The sequence below is a fragment of the Streptomyces sp. NPDC003011 genome, assembly GCF_053591515.1.
Genome location: NZ_JBSFTY010000008.1, coordinates 38,398 through 54,957, shown reverse-complemented (window position 1 = coordinate 54,957; position 16,560 = coordinate 38,398). Strand labels below are relative to the sequence as shown.

Sequence of the window (16,560 nt, the reverse complement as noted above, 5' to 3'; positions counted from 1 at the left end):
CGCCGTCCACGGCTCACGGGTACCGCCGTCCACGGCTCACGCGGACCCGCGCCTGGTGCGCAGGAACAGAACGAAACCGCAGATCAGCAGTACTGCTCCGGCCGCGGCCGGCCACAACTGCGTACCGGTCTCGGCGAGATTGCCCCCGGCCGCCTGCGGTTCGGTCCCCGAGTCCGCGGAAGGCTGCGCCACGGCACCGACCGTCGGGGCCCGGGAGCTGACCGCCTCGCCGATGTCCTGGGCCTCCACCTGGTCCTCGGGCTCGGTCGAGGCGGCGCTCACGGTCGGGGCGGTCGAGGGCGAGGTGTCGGCCTTCGGGTTGTCGCCGATGGGGTTGCCGCCGCCGGGGTTGCCGCCGGCGGGTTCGGCGGGCGTGTCACTCTCCGACGCGGTGGCACTCGGCGTGGCGGCCGGGGGCTGCGCGGTCTGCTCGCCGCCCGCGCCGCCGGACCCGGCGTCGCCGTTCCCCGCGCCCGGGGCGTCCGAGGCGGGCGGCGTCGGCTGCTCCGTCGGCTGCTGCGTCGGCTTCTCGTCGGGGCCGGAGCCCTGGTCCCCGCTGGTGTCACCGCCGGCGCCACCGCCGGCGCCCCCGTCTCCGTCCGCGCCCGCGTCGCAGCGGCGGCCGTCGTTGATGCAGTCGACCATCTCCCCCATCAGGTCGTCGCCGAAGACGTTGATGAAGTCGCCGTGGTCGGTGACGGGCTTGTGCAGCTGCTCGGGGAAGGAGTCCACGGCGAACAGCGGGGTCGTCCGGCCACCGTCCCGCAGGCTCGGCGCGTCGACGTCGTAGACGATGCGCTGCACGAGCTGCGGGATCGCCTGGAAGCCGGCCGGGCAGGAGCCGTCCGCCTGCGCGAAGGCCACGTGGGTACGGTGGTTGGCGCTGTCGATGTTGCGTCCGTCCCAGCAGCTCTGGAACCTGAAGGTGCGCACCACGTCACTGCCCTGCGGGCACAGCGGGTACTTGTCCTTCAACTGCCGGTCCTCGAACCCGGTGCAGCTCCAGGACGCGTTGGCGTTGGCGGGTCCGTTGACGAACGCCTTGGCGTCGCCGGTGATGATGCGCAGCAGCCGCGGCATGGCCGTGACCTTGCTGCGCGGGTTGCCCACGAAGGTGAGGGTGGCCTGCTTGGGGGTGACGATCTCACCGGCGTTGCCCTCGACACCGCCGCCGGGGGCGTCGGCGTCCTGCTCCTGGGTGCCGTTCTGCAACCGCAACACGGGCCAGAAGTAGGACGACTTGTCGTCCTGGTCCACGCAACTCGTCTCGGCGTTCGCCAGGTCGTCGTCGCTCGCGAAGGCGTCGTTGGACTGGTTGCCGACGTAGTCGTGGAAGTGGTGCGCCCCGTTGGAGACGCCCGGGGCGACGATCACGTTGTCCGAGTTGAACAGGCCGTTCTCGTTCACTCCGCAGCTGGTGGCGAAGGTGCCGCGGGAGCCGCCCCCTTGGGCCTGCGGGCTCTGTGCGGCGGGCTGGACGGTGGTGATGTCGGCGTAGTCGCCGGCGACGGGGCCGTTGCCGGCCTGACCGCCGTTGCCCGGCTGCCCGCCGTCCTGGCCCTGCCCGCCCTGGGCGTCCTCGTCCTGTTCCTGACCGCCGTCCGCTCCGGCGTCCTGGTTCTCGGCCTTGCGCAGGGTGCAGGGCGCCAGGGCGTCGAGCCCCTCCGGGCGGTCCCCGACCCGGTCGATCGCGGCGGCGATCCGCTCGATCGTCGCGGCGCGCTCCTCCCCCAGCGGATCGGTGATCCCCTCGGCGACCGCGTCGTCACTGCTGAACCGCGCGGCCGTCGCCGGGTCCTGGAGCCGCTGGTAGGCCTCGGCGATCTGCTGGTCCAGGAAGGCGAGTTCCTTGTCGACGTCCACCCGCGCCTCGTCCGGCACAGTCGTCAACTCGGCGCCGACGTCCGGGCAGTCGACGGTGGCGGCTCTCGGAGCCTGCGCACTCGGCTGCCCCTCGCCATCGCCTCCCTCGGTGGCGGATGCGTACACATTGACGGCAACCAATCCACCACCACCCAGCATGAGTGCCACTGCGGCAGAGGTCGCACGTCGTGCGCCTGTCGGGCGTCTGCGCCTGTTGCGTCCCACGGAAGTAACTCCTGCGCCTGTCGACCGGTCGAACATGGACATCCCCCGCCCCATACGCACGCCGGCCCCCGGGTGTTCAACGATCCCGGGAATTCACAGAAACCTTCCACGAGATCTTGGAACCCCACTCGCCCGACCGGGCGGGGCGGACGGCCCCGTCTGGGACAACGGACGTACGCCGAGGGCCCCGTGGAACAGCCGACGGCCCGCCCTCGTCCGCATGGTGGACATCCTGTCGGGTACACGAAAGGTCCACAGACGTGCGAGGGAAGGGATGGGCTCGTGACGGTGAGGGAAGAGCCGGGAAGTACCGGCCTCGGCACACTCGAACCGGGGACCGGGCAGCGCGCGCAGCTGCGTACCCGCGTCGCAGACATCGCGTGGACCGCCCTGTGCGCGGTGCTCGCCCTGTGGGCGGTCTGGAGCTCCGTCGGCCTGGCCCGCGGCGCGACGGCGTGGGCGTACTGCACGGTGGCGTGGGTGCTACTGGCCGTGGCGCTGACCCTGCGGGTCACGGCGATCCGGCGCCGGACGCGGCTCTAGCGGGGCGAGCAGCGTGGAGAAACTCAACGTGCTGCTGGCCAGGAACCTGTGGCTCCAGGTCGTGCTGTCCGTCCTGTGCGCCGCCGCGGTCGTCCTGGTGCTCTTTCCGGGGAACTCGGCGGCGTCGGTGCTGCCGCGGGTCGCCTTCTCGTCGATCGGCGGCGTGATCGTCCTGCTGGTCGTGCGGACCCGGGAGAAGCGTGCGATCGGCGGCTCGTCCGAGGACGTCGTGTCCCTGGACGCCAAGCTGCGCAAGGGTGACGTGCCGTCGGCTCCCGAGGAGCGGCGGGCCATGCGGGAGCTGGTCGGGCAACGGCTGCACCGCACCCGTCACCGCCGGGCCGCCCTGGTGCTGCTGTGCGCGCTGTGCGCCGCCGTCGTGGTGGGCACGGCGCTGACGGCCGAGCCCCGGGCGACCGTGGCACTGGCCCTGTTCTGCGGGGGCTTCCTGGGGTGGATGGCCTGGTTCGGCGGGGTCCAGATCCGCCGGCTGCGGCACATGGACCGGGCGCTGAAGGACGAGCGGCGGCCCGCCGTCGAAGGGGCGGACGCCCCCGGCCGGTGAGCGGCACGGGCAGGGCCGGACACCCGCTGTCCGCCTCGCGAGCCTCACGGCGGGCGGTGCCGGAGGGGCCGCGGTGGGCGGGCCTCGGTCAATCCGTAGGGGCGGGCCCCGGTCAACCCGTAGTCAGCGGTCAACCCGTAGTCAGCCCGCCGCGTCGTCGACATCGTCGACGTGCAGCCGCACCTGCTCCTCCAGGCGCCGCAGACTGCTGTCGAGGGCGTCGTGCACGTCCTGTCGGCCCGGGTCGTGGCTGTCGTCGAAGAACGACAGGTGCACGGTCACCTCGCTGGCCCCGCTGTCGAGGCCCGCGACCTGGAGCCAGCCGGCGTAGCCGCCCTGGTCGCGGGTGCCCCATTCGAGACGCAACTGCTCGGGCCGGACCTGCAACAGGGCGCGGGTGTCCTCGTCGTGGCGGTCCTCGTGCACCGTGACGGCCGGCAGGTCGCCGGCGCGCACGTGCAGCGTCCCCGGCAGCCACTCGTCGAGCTGGTCCACGTGGGCCGCCTGGTCGAAGATCTGCTCGGGCCGGGCCGGCATCGTGCGGGAACGTTCGTACTCGGTCATGGGGCACACCGTCCATCCGGTCGTGGCGTTCGGCAGGACGCGTTCCCGGTCTGCCGGAACCCAACCGGAACCGAGCCGGGACCGAGCCGGAACCGAGCCCGTGGCGACCGGATCGGCCGCGTCGGCCGTCCGTGTCCGTCAGAGGCGTCGAATGAGCCGGGTCCCGGTGGGGAACCCGGCCCCCCGCACCGCTGTCCCTGTCCGACATCCGATCGCCCCAGGAGGGCCCATGAGTCTCCTACGCCTGGCCGGCCGTCCCCTGCTCGCCTCCATGTTCGTCACCGGTGGCCTGAACTCCGTACGCAACCCCAAGGAGGTGGCCCCGGCCGCCGAGCCCGTCGTACGCCCGGTCACCGAACGGGTCTCCGCCCTGCCGGACCGCACCGAGCAGGTGGTACGGCTCAACGGGGCCGTGCAGGTGGTGGCGGGTGTCCTTCTCGGGATGGGACGCGTACCCCGGCCGGCGGCCCTGGCCATCGCGGCCACGCTCGTGCCGACCACCCTGGCGGCACACCGCTTCTGGGAGGCCGAGGACCCCTCTGAGCGTGCCCAGCAGCGGATCCACTTCATGAAGAACCTCTCCATGCTCGGCGGTCTGCTCATCGCGGCCGACGACACCGGCGGCCGTCCCTCCGTGTGGTGGCGCAGCCGTCACACCGCCCGTGGCCTGCGCCGCGACGCCCACCTGGTGCGCCGCTCGGTCCGCGCCACGGCGCGGCCCGCCACCGCGGCCGGCCGGGTCCGCGCCAAGCTGCCTGTCTGATGCTGCCTGTCTGATCCACCGCACCGCGACCCGGCCACAGGTGCGGGGCGCGGCCCTCGTGGCCCGCGCCCCGCATCTGCGTGTCAGCGGCTCAGATCACCGCGTCACCACGTGCCGCTCGTCCGGGACGCAGTGGGTCATGGTGAGCCCCTCGACGTCACGCGGCGGGTTCTTGCCCAGGTTGGCCAGGCGTTCGCGGTCCTCGTCGGTCAGGTCCTGGGACGCGAGCGGTTCGAGCCCGGCGACGTCCTCCGGGCTGATGCCGAGCCCTTCACCGACGCGCAGTCCCAGGTCGTTCTCGACCAGCAGGAAGTGCCAGACCATACGTTCCTGCACCGGCCGGTCGCACTGCGAGAGCAGGTTGACGAAGTTGCCGACCAGGTCGTCGCGCTCCCAGTCCTCCAGCAGCAGGTAGCGCTGACCTGCCTGCATGTAGTCGTTGGTGCGGGGGATGCGCTTGCGGGTGAGCCGCCCGACGATCTCCGGCCCCTGCTCGTCGTGCGTGGGGTACTCGGCCTCCCGCAGGCCGCCCCTGATCGAGGGCTCGTAGTTGACGTCGGGGTTCTCGCCCGCGCCGTCCTGGTGGTAGGCCATCATGCCGTCGCGCTGGTTGGTGCGGACGTTGGCGTTCTTGGCCTGGTTCACCGGGAGCTGGAGGTAGTTGGGGCCGACCCGGTAGCGCTGGGTGTCGCTGTAGGAGAAGGTGCGGCCGACGAGCATCTTGTCGTCGGAGAAGTCCAGGCCGTCGACGAGGACGCCGGTGCCGAAGGAGATCTGCTCGTTCTCCGCGAAGTAGTTCTCCGGCATCCGGTTCAGCACCATCTTGCCGACCGGCTTGGGCGGGAACTCCTGCTCGGGCCAGGTCTTGGTGTCGTCCAGCGGGTCGAAGTCGAGTTCCGGATGGTCGTGGTCGTCCATCATCTGGACGAGCAGTTCCCACTCCGGGTACTCGCCGCGCCCCACCGCCTCGTACAGGTCCTTGGTCGCGTGGCCGAGACCCTCCGCCTGGACGTTCGCGGCGTCCTCCTCGGTCATGCTGCGCACGCCCTGCTTCGGCATCCAGTGGTATTTGACGAGCTTGGTCTCGCCGGCCTCGTTGACCCACTTGTAGGTGTTGACGCCGAATCCCTGCATGTGCCGGTAGTCCGCCGGTATGCCACGCGGGCTGAACAGGTTGACCAGCATGTGCATCGCCTCGGGCGTCTGCGACATGAAGTCGAAGATGCGCCGGGGCTGCTGCTCGAAGGTCACCGGGTCCGGCTTCAGGGCGTGGATGACGTCCGGGAACTTGATCGCGTCCCGGATGAAGAACACACCCAGGTTGTTGCCGACCAGGTCCCAGTTGCCGTCCTCCGTGTAGAACTTCACGGCGAAACCGCGCGGGTCACGGGCGGCCTCGGAGGAGTCCCGGCCGCCGATGACGGTGGAGAAGCGGACGGCCAGGTCGGTGCGCTTGCCGCGTTCCTGGAACAGCTTGGCCCTGGTGTAGCGGCTGATGGGCTCGTCGCCCCAGGCGCCGTACGCCTCGAAGTAGCCGTACGCCGTCACCCCGCGGGCGTGGACGACCCGCTCCGGAATGCGTTCCCGGTCGAAGTGGCTGATCTTCTCCAGGAACTGGTAGTTCTCCAGGGTGGCCGGGCCGCGGGCGCCGACCGTGCGCTGGTTCTGGTTGTCGTAGACCGGGTGCCCCTGCCGGTTGGTGAGCACCTCGCGGTCGTCGTCGGGGGCGGGTCCCTTGCTCGAGACGTCCGTCATGTTCGTGGGCTCCTTCGACTCGTGGCTGCGGTGACAGGAGACCGGACGGTGCGGCAGTCGCCGGCCGGCCGGTCGCAGCCGGACACTCCGAGTACCCGGCCATCGGGGTCCGTCACACCCGCGCGGGATCTCTGAGCCGTCCGGTCGCCGCAGGGCGCGAAACCGTCCGGTGTGCCGCGTGTGCGTGCCGCGTCGGCGCGGTGTGCCGCGTGCGCGTGCTCCGTCGGCGCGGTGTGCCGTGTCTGCCGGCCGGCTGGTGTCAGAGCGGGTGCCCCTGCGCCGTCAGCCAGCGGTGGACCGCTTCCTTGTCCGCCGGGGTGATCCGGACGGCACCCTCGACGGAGGGACCCTCGTCCTCGTTGAAGCCCGTGTCGGTGACCCGGGCGGTGACCCAGTGGGCCAGGTCCTCGGCGGCCCCGGCCGGCAGTGACCCCCGCTCCCACCCGGCGCGGGCCTCGCGGGCCGCCGCGGCGTCGTGCCGCTCCGTCTCCCGCAGCCAGGCCGGTACGAGCCGCTCGACGACCGCGTACTCCTCCGGCGGCGAAGCCGGCTGCCGCCTGCTTCTGCTCCTGCTCCTGTCCGTGCTGTCCATACGGTCCGGGTGCCCGGATCCTCCGTCCCGAAAGGCCGGTCCCGGCACCTCGCGCGGTGTTCCGGACGTCCGCGCCGCCGTGGCCGCGGGGTGTACGGGACGTTCCGCGCCACCGTGCTCGTGTCGAAGGCGGCACGCCGGGTACCCGGGGCCCGCCGTCATGGTCCCGCGCCCGCGGCCCCGGACGCGGGCCGGGCGACGGGACGACCAGAAAGGGGACAGCGATGGCGCCGCACGCCGACGACAACGCTTTCGACCAGCGCGCCGGCGTCGCCGAGCTGCGGCTGGCGACAGGAGATCTTGAACTCGTGCCTCAGAACCAGGTACTCACGGGCGATCTGCCCCTCGACCGCAACCAGGCGATCCTGCAGGCCGCCAAACAGGTCGGCGCGATCCTGAAGCGGGAGGGGCATCCGTTCGCGCTCGCGGGCAGCGTGGCCGTGTACGCGCACGGCAGCACCCAGAACCTCCAGCACGACGTCGACTTCTGCATCCGGCCCGAGGACGCCGAGGCCGTCGCCGAGACCCTCCGCGAGGCCGGACTCCAGGTGTTCACACCGCCGGAGGACTGGCTGCTGAAGGCGAACTGCCTCGGCCAGCAGGTCGACCTCATCTTCGAACTCGCGCACCAGCCCGTCACGACGGAGATGCTGGACCGGGCCCACGAACTGTCGGTCGACTCGGTGTTCATGCCGGTACTGGCACCGACCGACCTGGTGCACAGCCTGCTGGCCGCGTTCTCCGAGCACCACTGCGACTTCGGGGCCGTCCTGCCCATCGCCCGCACCCTGCGCGAGAAGGTCGACTGGGACGCGGTGCGCGAGGCCTGCGGGGACGCCCCGATGCCCGACGCGTTCTTCTACTTCCTGGAACGGCTGGGCGTCATCGAGCCCAGGCCGAAGGAGGAGCAGCGATGAGCGAGCCCCGGCCCGCCGTACCCCGCCCCGGCGACCCGGGCGGGGTGGCCGAGAACACCGTGAACACCGAGAACGCCAAGAACACCGAGAACACCGTGAGCACCGTGAGCACCGAGAACGTCGAGAACGTCGAATACCGGGTCGCCCACCTGCGCGACCGGCTCGCCGCCGAGGAACTCGGTGAGCTGGGCGTACGGGCCGAAGTGCGGGCGGGAGCGGTCGTGGTCACCGGCACGGTCCCGTCCGCGCAGTGCCGGGAGACGCTGCTGCGGACCGTCCACGAGGAGCTGGCCGGACTCGCCGTGCACACCGACGTCGTGGTGGCGGACAACGCCTCCCCCGATCATGCCGAGGAGCTGTCGTGATCCGCGTCGCCGCCGTGGGAGACATCCATATGGGGCCCGACAGCCAGGGCCTGCTGCGGCCCGCCTTCGACACCCTGCCCGAATGCGCCGACCTGCTGCTGCTGGCCGGGGACCTGACCCGGCACGGCACACCGGAGGAGGCACGGGTGGTGGCCCAGGAGGTGACGGGGCTGCCGGTGCCGGTGATCGCCGTCCTCGGCAACCACGACCACCACGACGAGCAGCCCGAGAAGGTCACCGGCATCCTCCAGGAGGCGGGTGTGACGGTGCTGGAGGGCGAGGGCACGGTCGTGGAGTGCGGCGGAACCCGCCTCGGGATCGCCGGGACCAAGGGCTTCGGCGGCGGGTTCGTCGGCCGCAGCGCCGGGGAGTTCGGCGAGCCGCTGATGAAGGAGTTCGTCCGCTGCACCCGGCGCAGCGCGGACGGACTGCGCACCGCTCTGGAGGATCTGGCGGGGCAGGGGTGCGCAGTGCGGGTCGCGCTGACGCACTTCTCCCCCGTGGCCGACACGCTCGCCGGTGAGCCGCCGGAGATCTACCCGTTCCTCGGCAGCTACCTGCTGGCCGAGGCGATCGACACGGCCGGCGCCGACCTCGCCGTCCACGGCCACGCCCACGCGGGCACCGAACACGGGATGACGGCCGGTGGTGTCCGGGTGCGGAACGTGGCCCAGCCGGTCATCCGGCGGGCGTTCAACGTGTACCAGCTGCACACCACCGCCGCCTGACGGCCGCCGCCCCGCCTCATCCGGCGCCGGCCGCGTGGTCGTCCCACGCCTTCTCGCGTACGTCGGGCCGGAGCAGGACCTCCACGGCCGTGCGGGCCAGCGCCTCCGTCGCCGCCGTCAGCACCTCGCGGCCGCGTGCGGACGCGGCCGCGACGGCGAACTCGGGGGTGTGGTCGGAGCCGTCCGGATCCATGATCGCCACGAACGGGTGGATGGCCGGCACGCGCCCGCTGACGTTGCCGATGTCGGAGGAGCCCAGGTACACGCCCGGCGCGGGCGGCGTCACCGTGAGGCCGGCGTGTTCCAGGTGCCGGGCGAACCGCCCGGACAGCACCGCGCTGTCGCGGAAGTGCTCGTAGCGGGGCGTGACCCGTTCCACCGCGGCCGTCGTGCCCGTCGCCCGGGCCACGCCGTGCGCGCAGGTGAGCAGCTCCCCCGCCAGGTCCTCCAGGGCCTCGGTCGTCGCCGCGCGCAGACCGAACAGGCCCTCCGCGTACTCGGGGACGATGTTCGTCGCCCGGCCGCCGTCCGTGATGATGCCCTGGACGTGCGAGCCCTCCGGCAGCCGCCGGCCGACCACGGCGAGGGTGTTGAACAGCTGGATGAGCGCCGCGAGGGCGTCGATGCCCTCCGCGGGGTTTCCGGTGGGGTGGGCGGCCCGCCCGTGGAAGCCGACCCGGTACTGCGCCTGCGCGGTCAGCGGCGCCCACTGCCAGCTGTGCACGCCGGGATGGAACATCAGCGCGGCGTCGATCCCGTCGAACAGTCCGGCCTCCACCAGGGTGACCTTCCCGCCGCCGCCTTCCTCGGCGGGTGTGCCCACGGCCCACACCGTGCCCTCGTGCCCGTCCAGCACGGCCCGCGCGGCGAGCGCGGCACCGAGTCCGGCGGCGGCGATCAGGTTGTGGCCGCAGGCGTGCCCGAGACCGGGCAGCGCGTCGTACTCCAGCAGCAGGGCCACGGCCGGCCGGGAACGCGCACCCGCCCGCGCGGTGAAGGCGGTGGGCAGTCCGGCCACGCCGTGCTCGACGGCGAAGCCCTCCCGCTCCAGCTCCGCGCCGAGCAGCGCGGCGGCCCGGTGCTCCTCGAAGGCGTACTCCGGATCCGCGTGCAGCGTCCGCGCGACCTCCCACAGCCGCTCCGCCCGTACCGCCACCTCCTCGCGCACGCGTTCGAGCAGTTCGTCGACGGCGTCGGTCACGTGGGCCTCCCGGGTCGTACGGCGGCGGTGTCGCGGTCCGGGTTCCAACGACCGCCCCGCTCCACACCCCCCGCCTCGCGCCGGTACGTGACGGCTCCGGCGAGCGCGGGGTGCCCGGACACCGTACGGATGCCTCCGTCGAGGCGCCCTGCCCGCGGCATCCGCGGCACCCGGGGCCCCGGCGGCTCCGGCCGGTCCGGGCGTGAGCTGTGACCAGGCCTAGGACGCCCCGTCAGGGGCACTCGGGCCGGGTGGCGGGCCCGCTCCGGAGCCGCCACCCCCTGGCTGGAGGTGAAAGGCATGGGACACGGAGGAGACGTCGTCGACGAGCTGGTGACCGACCACCGGGAGGTCGAGGAGCTCTTCGGCCGGATCGAGTCGCTGCCGTCGGGTGACAAGGACCGCAAGGTGTACGCGGACCAGGTCACCATGGAGCTGGTGCGGCACTCGGTGGCCGAGGAGGCCTACCTCTACCCGGCGGTGCGCGAGCACCTGGCGGACGGGAACGCCCTGGCCGACCGGGAGCTCGAGGACCACGCCGAGGCCGAGCAGATCATGAAGGACCTGGAGGGCTTCGAGCCGGGCGACCCCGAGTTCGACCGGCTGGTCGGCATGCTGATGAGCGAGATCCGCTCCCACATCGCCGACGAGGAGGAGAACCTCTTCCCCGAGCTGCGCCTCGCCTGCTCGGCGGAGGCGCTGAACGATCTCGGGGACAAGGTGCGGACGGCCAAGAAGGTGGCGCCGACCCGGCCGCACCCGTCCGCCCCGGACAAGCCCCCGGCGAACAAACTGCTGGCACCGGGTGCCGGGCTGGTCGACCGGCTGCGTGACGCCCTGACGGGACGCGGCAAGCAGGGCTGACGCGCCCGAGGCACACGATGAGGGGCCCGTCGCGACGGCGACGGGCCCCTCGTACTGTGATCAACCACACTCGGAGGGCCAAGTCCCGCCCGTCGGCTGCCGTTTGGCGGCGGGAGCGGCAGCGGCGCGGGGCTCGCCGGAGTCCACTCACCGGTCCCTTCTGGCACCATGAGCGCGCCGTGTCCCGGCACTTCGGACCGACCGCGCAGCGCAGCCGGCGTTCCCGTCTCCCGCCGATACCCCTGCCTGAGTCTCCGACTCGTCTCCGAGTGCCGCACTGTGTCTTCCTCCCTCACCCCTGCCCCGCTCTCCCCTGCGCCGGAATCCGCCTCCCCGTCGCCGAAGGGCCCCTCGCGTTCCCCGTGGCGGTCCCTGAGGCACCGCAGCATGCGCTGGTGGTCCGTCGCGAACTTCGTGTCCAACGCCGGTACCTGGATGCAGCTCACGGTCCAGAACCTGCTGGTCCTCCAGATCACCGGATCGGCCGCCGCGACCGGACTGTCCATGTCCGTGCAGGCCGCACCCGCCCTGCTGATGAGCCTGGTGGGCGGCGCGGCCGTCGACCGCTGGCCCCGGAAGCTGACGGCCTCCGTCAGCCAGGCGCTGCTGGGCGCCGTCGCGTTCGTCATGGCCGTGCTCGTGGCGCTGGACCGGCTGGACCTGACGACGCTGCTCGTCCTGGCCGCCGTGACCGGTGTCGTCGCCACGGTCGACGGACCGGCCTGCGCCCTGCTGGGCAACGACCTCGTCCCGCCCGAGGACGTCCCCTCCGCGATCGGGGTGGGCGCGCTGGTGCACAGCGCCGGCCGGCTCGTGGGGACGGCCCTGGCCGGCGTGACGATCGGTTTCCTCGGCACGGCCGCCGCGTACGCCGCCAACGGTCTGTCGTTCCTCTTCGTGGCCTCGGTCGTCCCGTTCCTGCGCCCGGCGCCCGGGGCCGCCCGGCAGGCCGGGGCGACGGCGGGTACGGCCGCGGTGCCGCGCGACACGGGCTCCGGCATGACCGTACGGCAGGGGGTGGTGTTCTTCGCCCGCCGGCCCCGCCTGGTCGCGCTCGCCGGTGTCACCGGGATCAGCTCGGTCTTCGGCCGCAACTACGGACTCACCCTGGCGGTGCTGGTCACCGGCCCCCTCGCGGGCGGTGCCGAGGCGTTCGGGACGGTCTCCACGGTGCTCGCCGTCGGCGGGATCCTCGGCGCGGTGCTCGGTGCCCGCCTGCGCCGGCCCTCCGTACGGCTGGTGGGCACTCTGGCGGCCGCGGGCGCCCTGCTTCAGGTGGCGGCGGGGCTGTCGCCGTCGATCGCCGTGCTGCTGGTGCTCGTCCTGCCGATGGCGGTCGTGGAGTCCGTCTCCGACACCGCCGGCACGGCCGTCCTGCAGACCGACCCGCCGGCCCGTCTGCGGGGTCGCGTCCTCGGCGTGTGGGGCAGCATCGGTACGGTCTGGGGCCTCGGCGGACCACCCGCCCTCGGACTCCTCATGGAACTGGCCGGCGCCCGCGGCGCCCTCGTCCTCGGCGGGCTGACCATCGCCGGCACGATCGGAGCGGGTTTCGCGCTCCGGGCCCGCCGTACGACCGCGGTGGTCCTGAGGACGGAGGAGGGCGACCTGCCGGTCCGGGCGGCACTGGGCACGGCTGCCTGAGCGGTACGGCGGCATGCTCGCAGAGGCGTCACCCCACCTGGTGGCCGGCAGGCGCCCGCCCCGGCCGACAGGTCCCGGACCCCGCGCGCCCACCCCGGCCGACCGGGGTCCCGGACCCCGCACACCCGCTCCGGCCGCCCGTAGGCCCCGCGTACCTCCGGGCCTATGGGCGGCCAGGCACCGAGCAGCGTTCCGCCCCGAAGCGGTCGACACACGTCCCGACCTCAGGCACATGCCCCGACCGGCCCTGGCCCCCGGCCACGGCCGACCCGCCCCCAGGACCAAGGCCAGGCACCGAGCACCGCTCCGTCACACCTCAGGGACATGCCCCCGACCGGCCCCTTGGCCCGGCCACGGCCGACCCGCCCCCAGGACCAGGGCCAGGCACTGAGCACCGCTCCGTCACACCTCAGGCACGTGCCCCTGACCGGCCCCAGGTCCCAGGCACAGCCGACCCACGCCAGGGCCAGGCGCCGGGCAAGCTCCGTCACGAAGCGGACAGCACACGCGTCCCAACCTCAGGGGCATGTCCCCACCGGCCCCTTGGTCCCGGCCACGGCCGACCCGCCCCAGGACCAGGGCCAAGCCCCGAGCACCGCTCCGTCACAGAGCGGACAACACGCACGTCCGACCTTGAGAGACACGGCCCCCGGAGCGGCCCAGGTCCCGGGCACAGCCGACCCACGCCACGGCCAAGCGCCGGGCAACGCGTCGTCACAAGGGCGCAGGGCACCCGTTCCGACCCCGGCGACCAGCACGCGTCCCTACCTGAGCGAGGGGCCCATCCCGCCGTCGAGCGGCCGGCACACCCACCCCGCCGTCAAGCGATCAGTGCCTGTCCCGGCCCCAGGCACGCCAGAAGCTGCCCCTGGTGCAGTTCGGCCACGGGGGCGAGGAGGTCGGGGTGGCGCAGGAGTGCCGCTGCCCGGCGGTCCGTCTCGTCGGGTGCGGTCAGGCGGCGGAACTCGAAGGCCGCACCGGCGGCCGTGTGGCCGCCCTCGGCGACCGCGGCGACCGCGGTGACCGCGAGGGCGGCCAGATCCGGGTCGGTGAGCAGGCAGGCCGCCCAGCTCGCGACGACCTCGTCGACCCAGGTCCGCCAGGCGTCCTCGTCCGCGTCCTCGTCCAGGGCGCCCGTCCGGTCACCGCCGGTGATCCAGTCCAGCCGGGCGGAGCCGCCGGGTCCTGCCATCTGGACCAGCGCGGCGTCCATCGGCGTCGGATACCGCAGCCAGGCGGCGACGGTCACGGCCTGCCGGGCCTGCACCTCGCACAGCGCGGAGGCGAGCGCGCCGCCGCCCGACGGGTAGGCGCGTGTCAGCCACTGGGCGGTCGCCGCTATGAGAGGAGAGAGATCTGCGAGCACGGCCGTCCGAACTGTTGCGGTGGGGACAGGGAGACTGCACAGCACGGTAGCCCGAGGTCAGACCAGTCGGGCATGGCCCGGACCTAGTCGGTGACGTGGCCTCGGCCACACCGGACCAGGCCCGACGGCCGCCCCGACCGACGCCGCCCGGGTGTCAGACCCGTCTCTCAGGCCCGCCCCTCAGGCCCCCGTCCCTCAGACCCGCCCGCCGGAGACCGTCCCCAAGGCCGCCCGCCAGAGCCCGTCATCAACGACCACCCCCCAGGACCACCCATCAGAGCCCGCCCCCCAGAACCCGTCCCTCAAACCCGCCCCTGGTTTCCGGGCGGCGGAGCCGTGCTCGCCCGCAGCACCAGCCGGGTCGGCACCAGCGTCGTCCCCCGCTCCGGCCCCTCCTGGCGCACCTTGCGCAGCACCGCCTCCACGCACAGCCGGCCCACCTCGGCGAAGTCCTGGTGGAGGGTGGTGAGCGGCGGCAGGAAGGAACTCGCCTCGGCGATGTCGTCGAAGCCGATGACACTGACGTCGTCCGGCACGTGCCGTCCGCGCTCGTGCAGGGCGCGCAGCAGGCCCAGTGCCATCTGGTCGTTGGCCGCGAAGACGGCGGTGCACTCCTCGCGGGCGGCGAGTTCGAGGCCGACGCGGTAGCCGGACTCCGCCGACCAGTCGCCCCGCACGAGGGGCGGCGCGGCACGGCCGGCCTCGGCGAGGGCCGCGCGCCAGGCGTCGGCGCGGCGCTGGGCCGCGAACGAGCCCTCGGGCCCGCCCAGGTGCCATACGGTCCGGTGCCCCAGGCCGAGGAGATGGCGGACGGCCGCACGGCTGCCGCCGGCCTGGTCGGTGTCCACGACCGTGTAGCGGTCGCCGGCGTCGGAATCGACCACCACCACCTGGACGTGCGGCGGCAGGGTCACCGTGGCCGCGTCCAGGAGGTGGACCTCCATGATGACGATCACCGCGTCGACCGCGAGCTCCTCCAGCCGGGAGAAGGCGCCCCGCACCTCGTCCTGGGTCGGTACGGCGACCGGCAGCAGCGTCACCGCGTACCCCTCGTGCGCCGCGGAGTTGGCGATGGCCTCCAGTGTGCGCACGTTGCCGGTGGTGGACAGCGAGAAGGTGATGACGCCGATGGTGCGGAACTCGCCGCGCTTGAGGGCGCGGGCCGCGCTGTTGGGCCGGTAGCCGAGCTCCTTCATCGCCGCGAGGACCTGCCGGCGGGTCTCCTCGTTCACACCCGCGTAGCCGTTGGAGACCCGGGACACGGTCTGCGACGAGACGCCTGCCAGCCGGGCCACGTCCGCCATGGAGGCGCTGGCCCGTCCGTGGCCCCGGGTCCGGCCACGGGCGCGTTTCGGCCCGCCGCCGCTCACGTCCACGGGCCCGCCGACCGCTTCCGCGGCCGGTCCGGGCACGCTCGCCGGCGTTGCCTCAGCCGTGTCCACTCGCCGTCCGCCACCTCTCCACCGCTGATCACGTCACCGTTACCCCGGGGACCCTTGACCCCCGTCAACGGGGCAGTGTAGACATGCCGCCATCGGATGTTTACGTAAACATAACAGCTCACCGCTTTTCCGGTTGGCTTGATGTCCGCGTAGACGTCAGCGGTGGGCGCGGCACCGGTCACGGGGGCCAGGCCGCCTCCGCCAGTTCCAGGACGTGGACGAGCGAGGAACGACATGACGACGCTGCAACCGCCGGCGGCCGCCCAGGCGCGGCCGGCACCGCCCCCGGCGAAACGGGACCGCCGCTCCTGGACGGGGTGGGGTTTCATCGGTCCCTTCGTGGCCGTGTTCGCCCTGGTGTTCCTGGCTCCGATCGTGTACTCGGTCTATCTGAGCCTCTATCGCAACCAGCTCATCGGCGGGAACACCTTCGTCGGCCTCGACAACTACACGCAGGCCCTCAAGGACGACCAGTTCTGGGCCTCGCTCGGCCGGGTCTCGCTCTTCCTGTGCATCCAGGTGCCGATCATGCTGGGCATCGCCCTGCTGGTGGCGCTGGCGCTGGACAGCGGGCGGCTGTACGGCAAGAGCTTCTTCCGCATCTCGATCTTCCTGCCGTACGCGGTGCCCGCCGTCGTCGCCACCCTGATGTGGGGCTTCATGTACGGCACGAAGTACGGGCTGGTCGGCGACATCAACGAGGCGTTCGGCGTCACCCTGCCGGACCCGCTCTCGCCCGACCTGGTGCTGGCGTCGATCGGCAACATCGTCACCTGGGAGTTCGTCGGCTACAACATGCTGATCTTCTACTCGGCGCTGCGGGTCATCCCGCAGTCGCTGTACGAGGCGGCGGAGATCGACGGGGCCGGACAGATCCGCGTCATCACCGCGATCAAGCTGCCCGCGATCCGCGGCGCCCTCGTCATCGCGACGATCTTCTCCATCATCGGCAGCTTCCAGCTCTTCAACGAGCCGAACATCCTGCGTCCGCTGGCCCGCAACGCCATCACGACCGACTTCACCCCGAACTTCTACACGTACTCGCTGTCCTTCAACGGCCAGCAGCACAACTACTCCGCGACGGTGGCCATCATCATGGGGCTGATCACGATGGTGATCGCCTATGTCGTGCAGCTGCGCGGCATGCGCAAGGGAGCGTGACC

Annotated in this window: 16 protein-coding genes; 9 read left to right on the top strand and 7 right to left on the bottom strand. The window is 72.7% G+C overall.

Annotation, left to right across the window (positions count from 1 at the left end; translation table 11 throughout):
- Positions 1–36 precede the first annotated feature (36 nt).
- Positions 37–2,022 carry a DUF1996 domain-containing protein gene (locus ACWD0J_RS06245; RefSeq protein WP_451494659.1) on the bottom strand — a complete coding sequence of 662 codons (1,986 nt, stop codon included), beginning with the start codon at positions 2,020–2,022 and terminating at the stop codon, positions 37–39.
- A 348-nt stretch (positions 2,023–2,370) separates the two neighbouring features.
- Between ACWD0J_RS06245 and ACWD0J_RS06240 the strand changes: the two genes are divergently transcribed.
- Positions 2,371–2,631, top strand: a complete 261-nt coding sequence (locus ACWD0J_RS06240) for a hypothetical protein (protein ID WP_451494581.1) — start codon at positions 2,371–2,373, stop codon at positions 2,629–2,631.
- Between the two features lie 13 nt (positions 2,632–2,644).
- Positions 2,645–3,196, top strand: coding sequence for a hypothetical protein (locus ACWD0J_RS06235; RefSeq protein ID WP_451494580.1), 552 nt, complete (start codon positions 2,645–2,647; stop codon positions 3,194–3,196).
- Between the two features lie 141 nt (positions 3,197–3,337).
- Here the strand turns inward: ACWD0J_RS06235 and ACWD0J_RS06230 are convergent, their stop codons facing one another.
- Entirely contained in the window at positions 3,338–3,760 is a 423-nt protein-coding gene (locus ACWD0J_RS06230; protein WP_451494579.1) for an SRPBCC family protein, read from the bottom strand.
- Between the two features lie 229 nt (positions 3,761–3,989).
- On the opposite strand from ACWD0J_RS06230, the gene ACWD0J_RS06225 reads away from it, so the two are divergent.
- Complete coding sequence (locus ACWD0J_RS06225) at positions 3,990–4,523, top strand: DoxX family protein (protein WP_451494578.1); 534 nt, start codon at positions 3,990–3,992, stop codon at positions 4,521–4,523.
- A gap of 96 nt (positions 4,524–4,619) precedes the next feature.
- Here the strand turns inward: ACWD0J_RS06225 and ACWD0J_RS06220 are convergent, their stop codons facing one another.
- Positions 4,620–6,278 (bottom strand): catalase, encoded by a 1,659-nt coding sequence (locus tag ACWD0J_RS06220; protein WP_451494577.1) that lies wholly within the window; start codon positions 6,276–6,278, stop codon positions 4,620–4,622.
- A 259-nt stretch (positions 6,279–6,537) separates the two neighbouring features.
- Positions 6,538–6,870 carry a hypothetical protein gene (locus ACWD0J_RS06215; protein ID WP_451494576.1) on the bottom strand — a complete coding sequence of 111 codons (333 nt, stop codon included), beginning with the start codon at positions 6,868–6,870 and terminating at the stop codon, positions 6,538–6,540.
- Between the two features lie 224 nt (positions 6,871–7,094).
- Here ACWD0J_RS06215 and ACWD0J_RS06210 point away from each other — a divergent pair, with 224 nt between their 5' ends.
- From ACWD0J_RS06210 to ACWD0J_RS06200, 3 genes are all read left to right on the top strand, one after another.
- Complete coding sequence (locus ACWD0J_RS06210; RefSeq protein ID WP_451494575.1) at positions 7,095–7,787, top strand: nucleotidyltransferase family protein; 693 nt, start codon at positions 7,095–7,097, stop codon at positions 7,785–7,787.
- 95 nt (positions 7,788–7,882) lie between these two features.
- The gene (locus ACWD0J_RS06205) at positions 7,883–8,152 is read left to right on the top strand and encodes a BON domain-containing protein (RefSeq protein ID WP_451494658.1); all 270 of its coding nucleotides are present in this window, start codon (positions 7,883–7,885) and stop codon (positions 8,150–8,152) included.
- Entirely contained in the window at positions 8,149–8,880 is a 732-nt protein-coding gene (locus ACWD0J_RS06200; protein WP_451494574.1) for a metallophosphoesterase family protein, read from the top strand. Before ACWD0J_RS06205 ends, ACWD0J_RS06200 begins: the two co-directional genes overlap by 4 nt.
- A gap of 16 nt (positions 8,881–8,896) precedes the next feature.
- Here ACWD0J_RS06200 and ACWD0J_RS06195 read toward each other — a convergent pair whose 3' ends face one another.
- The gene (locus ACWD0J_RS06195; protein WP_451494573.1) at positions 8,897–10,081 is read right to left on the bottom strand and encodes an amidohydrolase; all 1,185 of its coding nucleotides are present in this window, start codon (positions 10,079–10,081) and stop codon (positions 8,897–8,899) included.
- A gap of 300 nt (positions 10,082–10,381) precedes the next feature.
- On the opposite strand from ACWD0J_RS06195, the gene ACWD0J_RS06190 reads away from it, so the two are divergent.
- Positions 10,382–10,945 carry a hemerythrin domain-containing protein gene (locus ACWD0J_RS06190; protein ID WP_451494572.1) on the top strand — a complete coding sequence of 188 codons (564 nt, stop codon included), beginning with the start codon at positions 10,382–10,384 and terminating at the stop codon, positions 10,943–10,945.
- A 387-nt stretch (positions 10,946–11,332) separates the two neighbouring features.
- Positions 11,333–12,589 carry an MFS transporter gene (locus ACWD0J_RS06185; protein ID WP_451494571.1) on the top strand — a complete coding sequence of 419 codons (1,257 nt, stop codon included), beginning with the start codon at positions 11,333–11,335 and terminating at the stop codon, positions 12,587–12,589.
- An 820-nt stretch (positions 12,590–13,409) separates the two neighbouring features.
- On the opposite strand, the gene ACWD0J_RS06180 is transcribed toward ACWD0J_RS06185, so the two are convergent.
- Both ACWD0J_RS06180 and ACWD0J_RS06175 read right to left on the bottom strand, forming a co-directional pair.
- Positions 13,410–13,955, bottom strand: coding sequence for a hypothetical protein (locus tag ACWD0J_RS06180; protein WP_451494570.1), 546 nt, complete (start codon positions 13,953–13,955; stop codon positions 13,410–13,412).
- 302 nt (positions 13,956–14,257) lie between these two features.
- Positions 14,258–15,259, bottom strand: a complete 1,002-nt coding sequence (locus tag ACWD0J_RS06175) for a LacI family DNA-binding transcriptional regulator (protein ID WP_451494657.1) — start codon at positions 15,257–15,259, stop codon at positions 14,258–14,260.
- Between the two features lie 372 nt (positions 15,260–15,631).
- On the opposite strand from ACWD0J_RS06175, the gene ACWD0J_RS06170 reads away from it, so the two are divergent.
- Positions 15,632–16,558: a carbohydrate ABC transporter permease gene (locus ACWD0J_RS06170; protein ID WP_451494569.1), complete on the top strand. Its 927-nt coding sequence runs from the start codon at positions 15,632–15,634 to the stop codon at positions 16,556–16,558.
- Positions 16,559–16,560 lie beyond the last annotated feature (2 nt).